Annotated in this window: 1 protein-coding gene (running past one end of the window); it reads left to right on the forward strand. The window is 70.8% G+C overall.

Features of this window, described 5'->3' with window-relative positions:
* A protein-coding gene (locus NY1_RS17830) for a non-ribosomal peptide synthetase (protein WP_084535066.1) crosses the window boundary here: on the forward strand, positions 1-19,467 show its 5' portion. The gene runs 8,976 nt beyond the window's last position; only the first 19,467 of its 28,443 coding nucleotides appear in the window; it begins with the start codon at positions 1-3; the stop codon falls past the right edge of the window.

Here is a 19,467-nt window from a genome sequence, read left to right on the forward strand (position 1 = left end):
TTGACCGGCGCACGTTCGCACTCTTTTCCGTTATCGGCTGCCCAGCAAGGGATTTGGTACGCGCAACAGTTGACCGGCGCCACGCCGTTCACCAATGCGCTGTGTATCGACCTGCGCGGCGCACTGGATACCGGAGTGCTGGCGGCGGCGTTCTGGCGGGTGGCGGGCGAGTTCGAGGCCGGGCGGCTGCGGGTGCTCGAGGAGAACGGCATTCCGCGGCAGGCGGTGGACCGGCCGCTGGGCGAGGGCATCGAATGCCTGGATCTGCGGACGGCCGCGGACCCGATCGGCGCGGCGCGGGAGTGGATGCGCGCCGAATACAGCCGCCCGGTCGATCTGCACCGGGATCGGCTGATCACCACCGCGGTGCTGCGGGTGGCGGAGTCGCGCTGGTTCTGGTATTTGCGCGCCCATCACATCGCGATGGACGGGCTGGCGGCCATGACGCTGCTGGCCCGTATCGGCGAGGTGTACACGGCAGCGGTCGAGGGCCGGGAGCCGTCCGCCTCCAAGGTCAAGGGTCTCGCCGACCTGGTGGCCGAGGACGAAAAGTACCGGGAGTCCGAGCGTTTCGCGGCCGACCGCGAGTTCTGGCGCGAGCAGCTGGCCGGGCTGCCCGCGCCGGTGAGCCTGGCCGGGAAGAGCGGGCAGGCGGACGCGCACCCGATCTCGGTGGGCGCGGTACTGCCCGCGGCGACCGGGGGGCTGCTGACCGCGGTGGTCAAGGCGACCTCCACCAACCCGGCGGTGCCGATCCTGGCCGCCTTCGGGGCGTTCCTGGGCCGCATGACCGGCGGCGACGATATCGTGCTCAGCCTGCCGGTGTCCGCGCGCGTCACCACGGCGGCGCTGCGGTCCGGCGGCATGCTCGCCAACACGCTGCCGTTCCGAATCACATTGAGCCCGTTCATCACCGCGGGCGAGCTGATCGCGGCGACCCAGCAGCGGTTGATCGACGTCCTGCGCCGGCAGCGGTACCGGCAGGAGGACATGTTCCGCGATATCGGGCGGCTCACCCCGCAGACGCAGGTCTTCGGGCCGTACGTGGACCTCATGATGTTCGACACCGACGTGGTGCTGGGGCCCATCGTGGGGCAGCTCGAGGTGCTGACCCCGGGACTGGTGTCGGATCTGTCGGTCAGCGTCTATTCCGATGCGGCCTCGGGCGGCACGCGCGTGGACTTCGTCGCCAACCACGACCTGTACACGCCGGAAGAGCTTGCGCGGCACCATGATCGGTTCATCCGGTTCTTCGGGGAGTTCCTTCGCGCGTGCCAGGCCAACGCCGGGACGCCGGTCCGCGCCATCGAGTTGCTGCACGCCGAGGAACGAGCGCGGGTGCTGGGGGAGTGGAACGACAGCGCGTTACCCATCGACGACGGCGTCACGCTCACCGACCTGTTCCGACGGCAGGCCGCGGCGACACCCGATGCCATCGCCGTCGTGTCGGGCGGTGAGGAGATCACCTACGCCGAGCTGCAAGCGCGCGCGAGCCGATTGGCGGCCACGCTGGCGGCACAGGGCGTGGGGCCGGAAAACGTTGTGGCCATTACGCTTCCCAAGGGCATTCCGCTGATCACGGCGATGCTCGGGGTGCTCGAAGCGGGCGCGGCCTACCTGCCGCTGGACCCGACCTCGCCACCTGATCGGCTCGCCTACATTCTCGCCGACGCCGCGCCCGCCCTGGTCATCACCGACGACACCATCGAGGATCAGGCGCCGGCCACCGCGCCGCGACCGTCGCGGCCGGGCAATATCGCCTACGTCATCTACACCTCGGGCACCACGGGAAAACCCAAGGGCGTGGCCGTCACGCACGCCAACGCGGTGTCGCTGTTCGAGAGCACCGCGCCCTGGTGCGATTTCGGCCCCGATGACGTTTGGACCTGGTGCCACTCACAGGCTTTCGACTTCTCGGTGTGGGAGATCTGGGGCGCGCTGCTGCACGGCGGCCGGGTGGTCGTGGTGCCGCGCGAGATCGCGTACTCCCCGGCGGAGCTGTGGGAGCTGATCGTCGCGCAGCGCGTGACCATCCTCAACCAGACCCCGTCCGCCTTCTACGCCTTGATCGAATCCACACGCAGCGCCGCGCTGGAGGATTCGGCGCTGCGCATGGTGGTGTTCGGCGGTGAAGCCCTGGACCCCAAGCGGCTGGCGCGCTGGCGGCCTGCCGGTGCGCCCGGCGGCCCGGCGCTGGTGAACATGTACGGCATCACCGAGACCACGGTGCACGTCACCGAACAGCCGCTCACGGAACAGCATTGGAACGGCGACCTCGGCAGCAGCCCGATCGGCGTGCCGCTGGCGAACCTGCGCGTCTATGTCCTCGACGCCTGGCTGCGGCCGGTCCCGGTGGGGGTCGCCGGGGAACTGTACGTGGCGGGCAATCAGGTCGCGCGCGGCTATCGCGGCCGGGCGGCGCTGACCGCCGCGCGCTTCGTCGCCGACCCGTTCGACCCGGACGGCGGTCGCCTGTATCGCAGCGGGGACGTGGTCCGCTGGACGGCGGACGGGGTGCTGGAATACCTCGGGCGCGCCGACGAACAGGTGAAGATCCGCGGCTATCGCATCGAACTGGGCGAGGTCGAAGCCGTGCTCGCCGATCAGCCCGCGGTCGGCCGCGCCGTCGTCACCACCCATACCGCCGCACCCGCCGCGCCCGAGGCCGCGCCGGACACCCAGCTGGTCGCCTACCTGGTCCCGGACCCGCGTTTCGCCCCGGTGGCCGCGACCTGCCTGGAGCTGCAACGCGACGGCGTGATCGCGCCGGGCGAACTGCACGAAATGCCCAATGGCATGCCGATCGTCGGCCGCAACCGCTCCAATGTCGAATTCCTGTACGAGGAGATCTTCGAGAACGGCGAATACTGCCACGACGGCATCGCCATCCCCGCCACCGGCTGCATCGTGGATATCGGCGCGCACGTCGGCATGTTCTCGGTCTACGCCAAACGCACCTCCCCGGCGGTCCGGCTGTTCGCGGTCGAACCCATGCCGGAACTGCGGCGCATGTACGAGGCCAACTCGCGGCTGCACGGCCTCGACGCCACCGTGGTGCCGTACGCCATCGGCGCGGAAGCCGCCACCGACACTTTCACCTACTACCCGGAAATGTCGGTCATGTCCGGGCGCGGCACCGACAGCCGCGTGCAGCACGACATTCTCGAATCCTTCCTGCATCACGAATACGCCGCCGAGAGCGCGGATCTGGGGGAGAGCTATGTCGATCAGCTGATCGAGGACCGCCTGGACTTCGAACGCGTCGACGTCTCGGTCCGGACGCTGTCGCACATCATCACCGAATACGGCATCGACCGGATCGACCTGCTCAAACTCGATGTCGAAGGCAGCGAACTGGACGCCTTGCGCGGTATCGCACCCGAGCACTGGCCGCTCATCGACCGCATGGTCATCGAGGTCCACGATGTCGAAGGCCGGCTCGCCCGCATCGAGAACCTGCTGCACGAGCACGGATTCGTTTCCGCCGCCCGGGTGTCGCCGAACGTGGTCGGCACCGACCTGCACATCGTCTACGCCTACCGCGCCACCGTCGGCCCGGACCCCGACGTCGACACGGCGCGACCAGACTTCCTGACCCCCGACGAGAAATGGTGCGCCCCAACGGCACTCGGCAAGCTGCTGCGCGAACGGCTCGGCGCGCAACTGCCCGCCTACATGGTGCCGGATGTGGCGATGGTCCTGGACGCGCTGCCGCTGACCGTGAACGGCAAGGTGGACAAGGCGGCGCTGCCGGAACCGGTCGCGGCGCGCGCCTACTACCGGGCGCCGCGCACCGTGACCGAAGAGATCGTGGCCACGGTGTTCGCCGAAGTGCTCGGGATGGAACAGGTCGGCCTCGACGACGACTTCTTCGCCCTCGGCGGCAATTCGCTGTCGGCGACCCGGCTATCGGCGCGCCTGTCCGAAGGCGTCGGCGTCACGGTGACGGTGCGCGATGTGTTCGACGCGTCGGTGGCCGAGGACCTGGCCGCGCTGCTGGCCGGGCGGGTGGAGCACACCGCGCATCGCGACGCGGTCCCGCGCTTGCGGCGCGGCCGGCGGCCCGAACGGGTGCCGTTGTCGTATGCGCAGCAGCGGATGTGGTTCGTCAACCGGTTCGATCCGGAGTCGGCGGCCTACAACATCCCGATGGTCATCCGGCTGTCCGGCGCGGTGAACGAATTCGCCTTGGCCGCAGCGGTACTGGATGTGCTCGCCCGGCACGAGGTGCTGCGCACCCGCTATCCGGACGTGGCCGGGGTGCCGTACCAGGCGGTGGTGCCCGTGGCCGAGCTGCAGCGGGCGGCGGATATCGACCTGACCGCGCTTCCGGTCGATGCGGCCGGTGCCGAAGCCGAACTCGCGGCACTGGTCTCGGTGGGTTTCGATGTGGCCCAGCGGGTTCCGTTGCGGGCGCGGCTGCTGGCGGTGGGCGCCGATGAGTTCGTGCTCGTGCTGGTGGTGCATCACATCAATGCCGACGGCTTCTCCATGGGGCCGCTGGCCCGCGACCTCGCCACCGCCTACACCGCCAGGCGCCATGGGCAGCAACCCGATTGGCCCGCGCTGCCGGTGCAATACGCGGATTACGCACTGTGGCAACGGGAACTGCTCGGCGCCGCCGACGATCCGGAGTCCTCGCAGTCGCGGCAGGTCGCCTACTGGTCGGAGCAATTGCGGGAACTGCCCGAAGTACTGGAACTGCCCTGGGATCGCCCGCGCCCGGCGGTCGCTTCACATCGGGGCGCGACCCACGCCTTCGTCCTGGAACCGGCGCTGGTCGCCGGATTACGCGACCTGGCGCAGGCTCGGGGCGTCACGGTGTTCATGCTGTTCCACGCCGCGCTCACGGTCGTGCTGTCGCGGCTGTCCGGCAGCACCGATATCGCCATCGGCTCACCGGTTTCCGGGCGCGGCGCGGCCGAACTGGACGATCTGATCGGCATGTTCGTCAACACAGTGGTGCTGCGCACCCGCGTGGACGAAGCGCAGCCGTTCACCGACCTGCTCGCCCAGGTCCGCGGCGTGGACCTGGATGCGTTCGCGCAGTCGGAGGTCCCGTTCGAGCAGGTCGTGGAGGCCCTGGACCCGCCGCGCAGCCAGGCGCATCACCCGCTGTTCCAGGTCATGCTCGCCTTCCACAATCTCGACCAGGCGGTGCTCGAACTCCCCGGAGTGGTGGTGGCGGCCTCCGGCGCGGACACCGGCACCGAACGGTTCGACCTGACCTTCACCATGACCGACGCCCCCGACGGGCACGGGGCGATCCCGGTGGAACTCGGTTACGCCACCGACCTTTTCGATCCGGGCACCATCGCGAACCTGGTCGATCGCCTGCGCGCGGTGCTGCGTGCCGTGACCGCCGATCCGGCGGTGCGGGTGCGGGATATCGAGGTGCTGTCCGAACCCGAACGGCAGCGGCTCGTCCGGGACTGGGGACGCAACGGAATCCCCGACGAACTGACGGAGCATCCGACCCTCCCGGCGCTACTGGCCGCGGCGGTCGCGTCGAACCCCGACGGTGTCGCGGTGATCGACGGCGAGCTGCGCATGTCCTATCGCGAGCTCGACGAGCGATCGAATCGATTGGCGCGCTTGCTGATCGGACGCGGCGCGGGCCCCGAATCCACGGTGGCGGTCGGGATCGAACGGTCCCTGCACTGGGTGCTGGCGGTGTGGGCCGTCGCCAAGACCGGTGCGGCGTTCCTGTCACTGGACCCCGCGCATCCGGCGGAGCGAAACCGTCTGTTGTGCACGGACTCCGGCGTCGGCTGGGTGCTCTCGTGCGGCGATCTCGGATTCGCGGCGCCCGAAGCCGACGTGATCGACCTGGCGGAACTCGAGCCGGCGGCATTCAGCGCCGATGCGCTGACCGACGCGGATCGCCGTGGGCTCGTGCACCCGCACGGCACGGCGTATGTCATCTACACCTCCGGTTCGACCGGACGCCCCAAAGGTGTCGAGGTCACGCACGCCGGTCTCGCGGCCGTGCGCGCCGACCACGCCCGCCGCTGCGTCGTCGACGCCGGGGCGCGGGTGCTGGCGGTGGCCGCCCGGACCTTCGACGCGGCGATTCTCGAACTCCTGCTGGCCCTCTCGGGCAGCGCGACACTGGTGGTCGCACCGCCGGACGTGTACGGCGGCGAGGAACTGCGGGACCTGCTGCGAGCCCAGCGGGTGAGCCACGCGTTCCTGACGCCGTCGGTGGCGCTGTCGCTGGAACCGGCCGGACTCGACGACCTGCGGGTGGTGCTCACCGGCGGCGATCGGTGCGGACCGCAGCTGGCGGCGCGCTGGGCGGGCACCGATGCGGCGGGCGCACGCCGCGTGCACAACCTGTACGGCCCGGCCGAGGCGACCATCTGGGTGACCGCCGCGGAACTGCTGCCCGGCCGGACGCCCGCGATCGGCACACCCATCACGGGAATGTCCGCGGTGGTGCTGGACGCCTGGCTGCGGCCCGTGCCCGCGGGGGTGGTCGGTGAACTGTACGTGGCGGGCCCCGGGGTGGCGCGCGGCTATCGGGACCGGCCCGGGCTCACCGCAGGCCGTTTCGTGGCCGATCCGTTCGGCGCACCCGGGCAGCGCCTGTATCGCACCGGTGACCTGGTGCACTGGGTGACCGGCGAATCCGGCACGGCCACCCTGGTTTTCGTGGGGCGCTCGGACTTCCAGGTCAAGGTGCGCGGGCAGCGCCTGGAACCCGGCGAGATCGAAGCCGCACTGGCCGCCGTCGACGGCGTGGCCCAGGCCATCGCCGTCGTGCACCCCACGTCCGGCGGCGGCCGATTGGTCGGCTACGTCGTGCCCGAGCCGGGCCGCACGGTGGACCAGGAAACGGTGCTGCACGAGGTCGGCGAGCTGCTGCCGGGCTACCTGGTGCCGGATGTGGTCATGGCCCTGGACGAGCTGCCGCTGACCAGCAGCGGCAAGGTCGATCGCCGGAGCCTGCCGGAGCCCGCGGCCGAAACCCGGGAGTTCCGTGCGCCCGCCACGCCGTTCGAGCAGATCATCACCGCGGTGATCGCCGAAGTGCTGGGTCTGGACCGGGTCGGCGTCGATGACGACTTCTTCGCCCTCGGCGGCGACTCCATCGTGTCGATCCAGGTGGTGGCGAAAGCGCGGGCGCGCGGCGTGGTGTTCGGGCCCCGCGACGTATTCGAACAGCGCACCCCGGCGCGGCTGGCCGCGACCGCGCGTGCCGCCGGTACCGCGCACACCGGCGTGCTCGCGGAACTGCCCGGCGGTGGCGTCGGCGAGCTGCCGTTGCTGCCGGTCGCGCGGTGGATGGTGGAGTGGGACAACGGATTCGAGCGCTTCGAACAGCACATGGCGCTGCGGCTCCCGGCCGGTATCGACGAGACCGCCGTGCTCGCGGCGATCACCGCCCTTCTCGATCACCACGACATGCTGCGCTCACGATTGCGGCGGGAACCGGCCGGCGGGTGGTCACTGCTGGTGGAACCGCCGGGCAGCGTGCCCGCCGCGGCGGTACTGCATCGCCACCGCATACCGGCGGGACCGGCCGCGGAAGCCGATGCTGCTGCCGCACAGCTGAACTCGGCCACCGACCGCCTGGACCCCGAGCGCGGCGTCATGGTCCAGTTCGTGTGGCTCGACAACGACGGCGAGACCCCGGGATTGCTGCTGGTGGTGGCCCATCACCTGGCGGTGGACGGCGTGTCCTGGCGGGTGCTGCTGCCGGACCTGCTCTCGGCCTTCGAGCAGATCGCGGCGGGCCGGATCCCGGTGCTCGACCCGGTCGGCACCTCGATGCGGCGCTGGGCGCACGGCTTGGCGGCCGCGGCCGCCGAACCCGCACGGCTGGAAGAACTTCCGCTCTGGCAGTCCATGGTGACCGGTCCGGACCCGAGCTGGGGCGAACGCGCCCTGGACCCCGCCGTCGACACCGCGGCCACCCTGGACGAAGTCGAGGTGACGCTGCCCGAGGCGGTGACCCGGGCGCTGCTGGGGCGCGTCCCGGCGGTGTTCCACGGCGGCGTCAACGACGGCCTCCTCGCGGGTTTGGCTGTGGCCGTGCGCATCTGGCGGTCACGGCGGCGGCTCGACGAACCGACGCTGCTGGTACGGCTCGAAGGCCACGGGCGCGAGGAACAGGTGGTTCCGGGCGCGGACCTGTCCCGGACCGTCGGCTGGTTCACCACGGTGTTCCCGGTCCGGCTCGACCTGACCGGCATCGACGTCGAACACGGCGACGCGGTCGCGGCGGCTGTCTGGTCGGTCAAGGACACCTTGCGCGCGATCCCGGACAAGGGCATCGGTTACGGCCTGCTGCGCTACCTCAATCCGGAAACCGCCGCGCTGCTGCCGGATCGAATGCCGGGCGGCATCGGATTCAACTACCTCGGTCAGGTCACCGGCGGGCAGGCCGAACAGCCGGTCGCCGCGGACCCGCGGCAGCCGGTCACCATCGCCCTCGACGTGAACGCGATCGTGATCGACGACCGGCTCCGGGCCGGATTCCGCTTCCCGCGCACCCTCCTGGACCGCGCGGACGTGGAAGAACTGGCCGAACTGTGGGCCGAGACGCTGATCGCCATCGCCGCGCACGCCGAAACCCCGGACGCCGGTGGACATTCCCCGTCCGACTTCGAACTGGTGACACTGACCCAGCCCGAAGTTGTCGCGCTCGATCGGGCGTATCCGGGGCTGACCGATGTCTGGCCGGTGACGCCGCTGCAAGCCGGATTGCTGTTCCACACCGGACTCACCGGCACCGCCGAGCCGGATGCCTATGTCGCGCAACTGGCGCTGCGGCTGCGTGGCGAACTGCACCCCGAACGACTCCGGGAAGCCGCGCGCGGTCTGCTCGCCGCGCATCCGGGATTGCGTGCCGCCTTCACGACCACCGGCGGCGGGACGAGTGTCGCGGTGGTGACCGAGGACGTCGAATTGCCCTGGCAATCGGTCGATCTCACGAACAATGCCGATCCCGAGGCCGCGTTCACCGCGCTCATGGCGGCGGAGCGGGCCGAGCGCTTCGATCCCGCGACCGCACCGCTGCTGCGCTGCACGGTGGCGCGGCTGGGCGTCGATCGCTGGGCGCTGCTGCTCACGAACCATCACCTCATCCTCGACGGCTGGTCCTACCCGCTGCTCGTCACCGAACTGTTCACCCGCTACCTCGACGGCGCCACCCGGCCCGCGGGTTCGTATCGGGATTTCCTGTCGTGGTTGACGACTCGCGATCACGAGGCCGCGCTGGATGCGTGGACGGCGGCCCTGGACGGCGCCGAACCCACACTCGTCGCGGGCAACGCGCCGAATCACGGTGCGGTGGAAGAGGAATGGATCACCCTCGATGAGGCGGCGGGCCGCGCCCTGACCGCAACGGCCGCTGACGCCGGTGTCACGGTCAATACCGTCCTGCAATCGGTGTGGGCGATGCTGCTGGCCCAGCTGAGCGGTCGCAGGGATGTGGTGTTCGGCGTGACGGTATCCGGGCGGCCCGCCGAATTGCCCGGCGCGGACAGCGCTCTCGGCCTGTTCGTCAACACCGTGCCCACCCGCGTGCGGTTGCGGCCCGCCGAGCCCCTCACCCGGCTGTGGGCTCGTCTCCAGGGTGAACAGGCGGCGCTGCTCGAGCATCACCACCTGGGCTTGACCGATATCCATGCCCGCACCGGCTACGAGGCCCTCTTCGATACCGTGATGGTGGTCGAGTCGTATCCCGTTGACGCGCAGGGCATCCGGCGGCTCACCGCACACAGCGACCTGGAAGTCACCGGCGTCGACGCCGCCGACTCGACCCACTACCCGCTCACCTGCAGCGTCACCGTCCAGGACGGGCTGCGCATCCGGCTGCAATACCGGCCCGAGGTATTCGACGCGGCCGTGATCACCGCGCTCGCGGCCAGGCTGCGACAGGTGCTGAGCGCCGTCACCGCCGATCCGTCGATGACGGTGCGTGACCTGGACACGCTCCCGGCGGCGGAACTGGCGCGGCTGCACCGTTGGGGCCGCGGCAACGCACTCGACCTCGAAACCCCGGACGCGGACAACGAACCGACCTTGCCGGCCCTGCTCGCACAGGCGGTGGCGGCCAACCCGGACGGGTGCGCGGTGGTGGACGGGGAGCGGCGCGTCACCTACCGCGAACTCGCCGAACACTCGAACCGGCTGGCGCGCTTGCTGATCGAACGCGGCGCAGGCCCCGGCTCCGTGGTCGCGGTGGGAGTGCCGCGCTCACTGGAATGGGTGCAAGCGGTATGGGCGATCGCGCAAACCGGCGCGGCCTTCCTGTCCCTCGACCCCGCGCATCCGCTGGAGCGGAACCGGTTCATGTGCGCTGATTCCGGTGCGCGAGTGGGCATTACGATCGGTCGCCACGTCGAAGACCTGCCCTCGGACGGCCCGGCCTGGCTGGCTGTCGACGACCCCGCCGTCGCCGCACGCCTCGAACAGCTCCCGGCCTCGCCGATCACCGCTGCCGACCGCCGTTGCGAATTGCATCCCGCCGCGACCGCATACGTGGTCTACACCTCGGGCTCGACGGGACGCCCCAAGGGCGTCGAGATCACCCACGCCGGTCTGGCCGGCGTCCGCGGCGCGCAGCACCGGCGCTTCGGCACCGGTCCGGACTCGCGGGTGTTGAGCGTCGCGGCCCGCACCTTCGATGCCGCGATCTTCGAACTGCTGCTGATGGTTTCGGGCAGCGCCACCCTGGTGACCGCACCGCCCGACGTCTACGCCGGACCGGCCCTGGCCACACTGCTGCGGACCGAACGCGTCACCCACGCCGTCCTCACCCCCAGCGTGGCGGTCGCTCTCGACCCGTCCGGCCTGGACGATCTCGAGGTGCTGATCGCGGCGGGTGAAGCCTGCCCGCCCGCCCTGGTCGCGCGCTGGTCGCGCACCGATACCGCGCGCCGCCGCCGGGTCCACAATCTGTACGGCCCGGCCGAGGCCACCATCTGGGTGACGGGCAGCGACGCGTTGCGCGCGGGCGATCCGGTCACCATGGGCTCGGTCATCGGCGGCATGTCCGCGCAGGTCCTCGACGCCTGGCTGCGGCCGGTGCCCGCCGGAGTCATAGGCGAGTTGTACGTATCGGGCCCCGGCGTGGCCCAGGGTTATCGTGGTCGTCCGGGCTTGACGGCGGCCCGCTTCATCGCCGATCCGGCCGGATCGGGCGAGCGCTGGTATCGCACCGGCGACCTGGTGCGCTGGCTCGAATCCGAGGACGGCACCGGCGTATTGAGCTTCGCCGGCCGCGCCGACTTCCAGGTGAAGGTGCGCGGCCAACGCCTGGAACTGGGCGAGGTCGAAGCCGCCCTGTGTGCCCTGGACGGCATCGATCAGGCCGTCGCGCTCGTGCACGCCTCCGATGCGCGGGCGCGGCTGGTGGCCTACGTGGTCGCGGGCACCGGCTGCGCGGTGGACCCGGCCCGGGTGCGGCGGGCGGCGGCACAGCGGCTGCCGGGCTTCATGGTGCCCGATGTCGTCCTGCCGGTGGAGTCCCTGCCGCTCACCGTGAACGGCAAGGTGGACACGTCGAGCCTGCCCGAACCGGTGGCGGCCCGCGCCGGCTACCGGGCCCCGCGCACCGCGACCGAAACCGCCGTGGCGCGCGTGTTCGGCGAGGTGCTGGCGGTGGAACGGGTCGGTCTCGACGACGACTTCTTCGCGCTGGGCGGCAATTCGCTGTCGGCGACCCGGCTTTCGGCACGCCTGTCCGAAGCCGTAGGCGGCACAGTCGGAGTGCGCGAGGTGTTCGAAGCCCCGGCGGTGGGGGACCTGGCCGCACTGCTGGAGGCGCGAGCGACGACGCCCGGCCACGACGCGCCGCCGCTGGTACCGCGGCCGCGACCGGAACAGGTGCCGTTGTCGTATGCGCAGCAACGCATGTGGTTCGTGAACCGCTTCGCGCCCGATTCGGTGGCCTACAGCATTCCCATGGTGCTGCGCCTGTCGGGCGCGCTCGATGCCGAGGCGCTGTCGGCGGCGGTGCGGGACGTGCTCGGACGGCACGAGGTACTGCGCACCCGATACCCCGATACCGCGGGCGTGCCGCGTCAGGACGTGGTGCCGGAAGCCGAACTCGACGGCGTGATCGATATCGACCTCGCGCCGCGGACCGTGCGCGCTGCCGATCTCACGCGGGTGATCGCCGAGTCGGTCGCCGTGAAATTCGATGTGGCCGAGCGGGTTCCGGTCCGCGCCCGGCTGCTCGCGCTCGGCCACGCCGAACAGGTACTGGTGCTGGTGGTGCATCACATCGCCGCCGACGGATTCTCGATGGGCCCCCTGGCGCGGGATCTGGCCGCGGCGTACGCGGCCAGGTCCGCCGGGCGGCAACCCGAGTGGTCGCCGCTGCCGGTGCAGTACGCGGATTACGCGCTGTGGCAGCGCGAATTGCTGGGTGCCGCAGAGGATCCGGGATCATTGCTCGCGCGGCAACAGGGTTATTGGATCGAGCGATTGCGTGATCTCCCCGAAGTCCTGGAGCTGCCCGCCGACCGCCCACGCCCGGCGGTGGCGTCCCATCGCGGAGCCACCCACGGCTTCACGATGGACCCGGCGGTGGTGGCCGGACTGCGGGAACTGGCTGCGGCACAAGGTGTCACGCTGTTCATGGTCTTCCACGCCGCCCTGGCCGTGGTGCTGTCCCGGCTGTCCGGCAGCGCGGATATCGCCATCGGCTCACCGGTGTCGGGGCGCGGATCGGCCCAGCTGGACGACCTGGTGGGCATGTTCGTCAATACCGTCGTACTGCGCACCCGCGTGGACGATTCGGCGTCGTTCGCCGAACTCCTCGCCCGGGTGCGCGAGGTCGACCTGGATGCCTTCGCGCGCGCCGAGATCCCGTTCGAACAGGTCGTGGAAGCCGTCGACCCGCCTCGCAGTCAAGCCCACAATCCGCTGTTCCAGGTGCTGCTCGCCTTCCACAACCTGGACCGGGAGAGCCTCGCACTGCCCGGCCTCGAGGTGACGCCGATCCGTGCCGAAACCGGCGTCGAACGCTTCGACCTGACCTTCACCCTCACCGACACGCCGGACCCGGACGGTGCCATTCCCGTCGATATCGGTTACGCAACAGACCTTTTCGACCCCGCGACGATCGCCACCCTGGCCGATCGCCTGCAGCGGGTGTTCGGCGCGATCACCACCGACTCCGCCGTCGCGGTCCGCGATATCGACGTGTTGTCTGCTGACGAACGCCACTTGCTGGTCGAGGAGTGGGGCCGCACCGGCACTCCCGCGCTCGGTGCATTCGCCACCGACGCCGTCACGCTGCCCGTCCTGCTGGCCGCCGCGGTGGCGGCGAACCCGGACGGTGCCGCGGTGGTGGACGCGGACCACAGCATTTCTTACCGGGAGCTGGACGAGCGCTCGAACGCATTGGCCCGCTTGCTGATCGGACGCGATATCGGCCCCGAATCGGTGGTCGCGATCGCGCTGCCGCGTTCCCTCGAATGGCTGCTCGCCGTGTGGGCGATCACCAAGACCGGTGCCGGATTCCTGTCCCTGGACCCCGCCTATCCGATCGAACGCAACCGGTATATGTGCGCCGATACCGCTGTGCGCCTGGGAATCACGGCCGAACGCCACACCGCCGCGCTGCCCTCGGACGGTGTCTCCTGGCTGTGCCTGGACGACCCGGCCGTGACGGAGCGACTCGAGCAGTGCCCGTCGGCCGCCGTCACCGATGCCGACCGGTGCGGGGCGCTGCGGCCCGGCAACACGGCGTACGTCATCTACACCTCCGGCTCCACCGGACGGCCGAAGGGCGTCGCCGTCACCCATGCGGGCCTGGCCGCGGTCGCCGCCGCGCAACGCCTCGACTACGCGGTCGCAGCCGAATCCCGCGTATTGGCGGTCTCCGCACGCACTTTCGACGCCGCCATGCTCGAACTACTGCTCGCCGTCCCGGCCGGCGCGGCTCTGGTCATCGCCCCCGACGACGTGTACGGCGGGCAACCGCTCACCGAACTGATCCGCGACCAGGCCGTCACCCACGCCTTCCTGACCCCGTCGGTGGTGGCCTCACTGGAACCCGCCGGGCTCGACACGCTGCGCATGCTGACCGTCGGCGGCGAACGTTATTCGTCCCGGCTGGTCGAACGCTGGTCACGCACCGACACCGAGGCCCAGCGGCGGTTCTTCAATACCTACGGCCCGACCGAGGCCAGCATCATCATGTCCATCAGCGGCGAACTGCGCGCCGGCGCTCCGATCGACCTCGGAGCGGGCATCCCCGGCATGGGCGTGCGGGTACTGGACGCCGCGCTGCGCCCGGTGCCGGTCGGTGTGGTGGGTGAGCTCTATCTGTCCGGAGCGGGCCTGGCGCGCGGATACCTCGGCCGTCCCGGTCTCACCGCTGACCGATTCGTGGCCGACCCCTACGGTCCGGCGGGCAACCGGCTCTACCGCACCGGTGACCTGGTGCGCTGGATGACCTCCGAATCCGCTACCGGCGTACTGACTTTCGTCGGCCGCGCCGACTTCCAGGTGAAGCTGCGCGGTCAGCGTCTCGAACCCGGCGAGGTCGAGGCCGCACTGTGCGAACTGGACGGCATCGGGCAGGCCGTGGTGCTCGTCCACACCGCCGACGCCGTGGCTCGCCTGGTGGCGTACGTGGTCCCGCGCGCCGGATCCGAGATCGATCCGGCCGGGGTCCGGCAGGCTGCCGCCGAGCGGCTTCCCGGCTACCTGGTCCCAGACGTGGTGATGGTCCTCGGCACACTGCCTTTGAGCGCCACCGGCAAGGTGGATCGGCGCGCGCTGCCCGAACCGGTGATCACCGCACCGCGGTTCCGGGCGCCCGCCACCCCGCTCGAAGAGATCGTCGCCGAGGTGTTCGGCGAGGTACTCGGGATCGAACGGGTCGGCGTGGACGACGACTTCTTCGCACTGGGCGGCGATTCCATCGTCTCCATCCAGGTGGTGTCCAAGGCGCGCGCCCGCGGCGTGCTGTTCGGCCCGCGCGACGTTTTCGAACAGCGCACCCCCGCCCGGCTGGCCGCCTGCGCCGCGACCGGGGCCGCCGAGACGCTGGCCGAACTGGACGGCGGCGGCATCGGTGCAATGCCCGTGCTGCCGGTGGCGCAATGGATGGTGGAGTGGGGCAAGGGATTCGACCGGTTCGAACAGCATGTGGTGCTGCGCGTGCCGGCCCGGGTCGACGACCGATGCTTGACCGTGGCGCTCGACGCGGTCCTCGAGCGGCACGACATGCTGCGCTCCCGCCTGCGGTCCGATCGGACCGGCAGCTGGTCGCTGGTGGTGGCTCCGGCGGGCACGCCGGACGCGGCCTCCGTGCTGCATCGCCGGGCCCTCGAAGCCGTCGAGGACAGCGAGGCGGGCCGGATCGCCGTCGCCGATATCGCTGCGGCGGAACTGGATTCGGCCATCCGCCGCTTGCGCCCGGCAGACGGTGCGATGGTGCGATTCGTCTGGCTCGACCCGCAGGACGGCACCCCGGGCTGGCTTCTGGTGGTGGCGCACCACCTGGTGGTCGACGGGGTGTCCTGGCGCGTACTGGTCCCGGACCTGATGTCAGCGCTGGAACAAGCTGTGGCGGGCCGGAATCCGGAGCTGGAACCGGTCGGCACGTCCATGCGGCGCTGGTCCCACGGGCTGCAGGATGCGGCCATGGACCCGGCCCGGACGGCGGAACTGGATTACTGGCGACAGCTGACGGCGGGCGCGGATCCGGTTCTCGGCGGCCGGGAACTCGACCCCGCGATCGATACCGCCGCCACGCTCGAACAGCTCGAACTGCGGCTGCCCGAATCGGTGACCCGGTCCCTGCTGTCCCGGGTGCCCGCCGTGTTCCACGGCAACGTCGATGACGCCCTGATCGCGGGACTGGTGGTGGCGGTGCGCAGCTGGCGTGCCCGCCACGGCGGCGACGACCCCTCGGTGCTGATCCGCCTGGAGGGGCACGGCCGCGAGGAGCAGGTGGTCGCGGGCGCGGACCTCTCGCGCACGGTCGGCTGGTTCACCTCCATGTTCCCGGCCCGCTTCGACCTCACCGGCATCGACGCCGAGGCCGCAGCGGATGGGGACGCGCTCGCGGTCGCGGTGCGGGAGGTCAAGGAGACACTGCGCTCGATACCCGACAAGGGCATCGGGTACGGCCTGCTGCGCTATCTCAACCCGGAAACCGCGGCGCTGCTGCCGGATCGGATGCCGGGCCGGATCGGCTTCAACTACCTGGGCCGGATCTCGGCCGCCGATATCGGGAGCGGTGGCCTGCACGGCGGCCTGGGTGAGCTGAGCGGATCCCCGCACCCGGACATGCCGGTGACGGTCGCCGTCGATGTGAGCGCCATCGTCGTGGAGGACCGGCTGCGGGCGGTGTTCCGCTTCCCGCGCAGCCTGCTCGATCGGGCACAGGTCCGGGAATTGGCGGACCTGTGGTCGCAGGCGCTGACGACGATCACCGAGTACGCGCAAACACCCGGTGCGGGTGGGCATTCCCCCTCGGACTTCGGCCTGGTGAACCTTGCTCAACCGGATATCGCGGCCCTGGAACGCGCCTATCCCGCGCTCGCCGACGTCTGGCCGCTCACGCCGCTCCAGACCGGTCTGCTGTTCCACGCCGAACTGGCCGGAGCCGACGCCGAAACCGATGCCTATGTCGCACAGCTGACTCTGCGGCTGACCGGACAGCTGGACCCGCGACGACTGCGCGCCGCCGCCGCTACCGTGGTGCGCCGCCACGATGGACTGCGAACCGCGTTCACCGCCACCACCGACGGCCGCAGTGTGGCGGTGGTCTGTGACGACGTCGAATTACCTTGGCAAGTAGTCGATCTCACCCGGGATGCCGATCCGGAGGCCGGGCTCACCGCGCTGGCGGCGGCCGAGCTGGCCCGCCCCTTCGATCTCGCCGCCCCACCGCTGCTGCGATTCACCCTGGTCGCGGTGGCCGCCGATCGCTGGGCGCTGATCCTCACCAACCATCACGTCATCCTCGACGGCTGGTCCTACCCGCTGCTGATCACCGAACTGTTCACCGAATACGCCGGTGCGCAGCCGGCCTGGAACGCCGGCTCGTACCGGGATTACCTGGCGTGGTTGACGACTCGCGATCGCGACGCCGCCCGTACCGCCTGGTCGCGGGCGCTCGACGGAGCCGAACCGACCCTGCTCGCGGGCCCGCCGCGCACCACCGCCGGCGCCGTGGCCGAACAGTCGATCGTCATCGACCGCGCCGAAACCCGGGAACTGGTGGCCGCCGCCGCCTCCGCCGGCGTCACCGCGAACACCGTCCTGCAATCCGCCTGGGCGATCATGCTGGCCCAGGCCGTCGGCCGCACCGACGTGGTCTTCGGCGCGACGGTGTCCGGGCGGCCCGGTGAACTGCCCGCCGCCGGGCATACCATCGGCCTGTTCATCAATACGATCCCGACCCGGGTGCGGCTGCGCCCCGACGAGACCGTGACCGGCCTGTGGACGCGCCTGCACGGCGAACAGGCCGCGCTGTTGGAACACCAGCACCTGGGGCTGCGGGACATCCACGCGCTCACCGGCCACGACAGCCTCTTCGACACTCTGATGGTGCTCGAGTCGTATCCGGTCGACATGGGCGATATCGAGCACGCGGTCGGCAGCGGCGAGCTGGCGATCACCGGTGTCGACGCCGCCGACGGCACCCACTATCCGCTGTCCTGCACCGCACGGCTCCAGGACGACCTGCGAATACGGCTCCAATACCGGCCGGAGCTGTTCGACGCGTCGGAGATCGACTCGTTCGCCGCAGGGCTGCAGCGGGTACTGCGCACCATCGCCCGCGACCCGGCGGTCCGGCTGCGAGATGTGAAGGCGCTCTCCGCATCCCAGCGCTATCAGCTCGTGCACGAATGGGGCCGGATCGGCACCTGCGACCTCGACCTGGCCGCCCTGGACGGGCTCGACGACACCGGATACCCGGCCGCCGGGACCACCCTGCCCGAGGTGCTCGCGGCGGCGGTGGCGATCGCACCGGACGGTGACGCGATCGTCGAAGGCGCACAGCGCATCTCCTACCGCGAACTGGATGATCGTTCGAATCGCCTGGCACGCGCGCTGATCGCGCAGGGCATCGGACCCGAGCAGGTGGTGGCGATCGCCGCCCCGCGCTCGGCGGCGTGGGTGCTCGCGGTCTGGGCGATCGCCAAGACCGGCGCCGCGTTCCTGTCCCTGGATCCGGCGCATCCGCTGGACCGGAACCGGTTCGTCTGCGTCGATGCCGGGGCGAGTTGTGTGCTGACGCAAGGTGATCCGGGATTCGAAGCCGCCGGGCTGGAGACGGTGGACATCGACCGCATCGACCTGTCGCACTGGTCCGGCGCGGCCATGACCGATGCGGATCGGCGCGCGAACGTGCGCCCGGAGAACACCGCCTACGTGGTGTACACGTCGGGGTCGACCGGCCGCCCGAAGGGGGTCGAGGTCACGCACGCCGGTTTGGCGGCCGTGGTGTCCGACCACGTGCGACGCTGCGCCGTCGATCCGGGCTCCCGAGTGCTGGCCGTGGCCGCGCGGACCTTCGACGCGGCGATTCTCGAACTCCTGCTGGCCGTCTCCGGCGGCGCACCGCTGGTGATCGCGCCTGCGGACGTCTACGGCGGACAGCCACTGCGGGAATTGCTGGCCGCCCAGCGGATCACGCACGCCTTCCTCACCCCGTCGGTGGCGCTGTCGCTGGATGCCGCCGGGCTCGACGATTTGCGATTGGTGGCCACCGGCGGTGACCGGTGCCCGCAGCAGCTGGTATCGCGCTGGTCGGGCACCGATGCGGCGGGACTGCGCCGGGTGCACAACCTGTACGGACCGGCCGAGGCGACGATCTGGGTGACCGGCGCCGAACTGGCCCCGGACCGCACCCCGGGCATCGGCGGTCCGATCGCCGGTGCGGGCGCGCTCGTACTGGACGCGTGGCTGCGACCGGTGCCGGCGGGCGTGGTCGGCGAATTGTATGTGGCCGGCGCGGGATTGGCGCGCGGCTACCTCGGGCGGGCCGGGATCACGGCGGCGCGGTTCGTGCCCAATCCGTTCGGTGCGTCCGGACAACGGTTGTACCGGACCGGCGACCTGGTGCGCTGGGTCGGCGAATCCGGCGCCGCCATGCTGCAATTCGTCGGACGCTCCGACTTCCAGGTGAAGGTGCGCGGCCAACGGCTGGAACCGGGCGAGGTCGAAGCCGCGCTGACCGCCGTGGCAGGCATCGCGCAGGCCGTGGCGCTCGTACACGGCGCGGGCGAAAACAACGGCGGCGGTGCGCATTTGGTCGCATACGTCGTGCCCGAACCGGGCACTGTGGTGGATGCCGAGCAGGTCAGGCGGTCGGTGGGGGAACACCTGCCCGCGTACCTGGTGCCCGACCTGGTGATGGTGCTGGCCGAACTGCCGCTCACCGGCAGCGGCAAGATCGACCGGCGGGCATTGCCGGAACCGGTCTTCGCGCCCCGGGAATTCCGTGCCCCGGCCACACCGGTCGAGGAGATCCTCGCCCGG

The organism is Nocardia yamanashiensis NBRC 100130 (genome assembly GCF_001613325.1).
GTDB classification, from domain to species: domain Bacteria; phylum Actinomycetota; class Actinomycetes; order Mycobacteriales; family Mycobacteriaceae; genus Nocardia; species Nocardia yamanashiensis.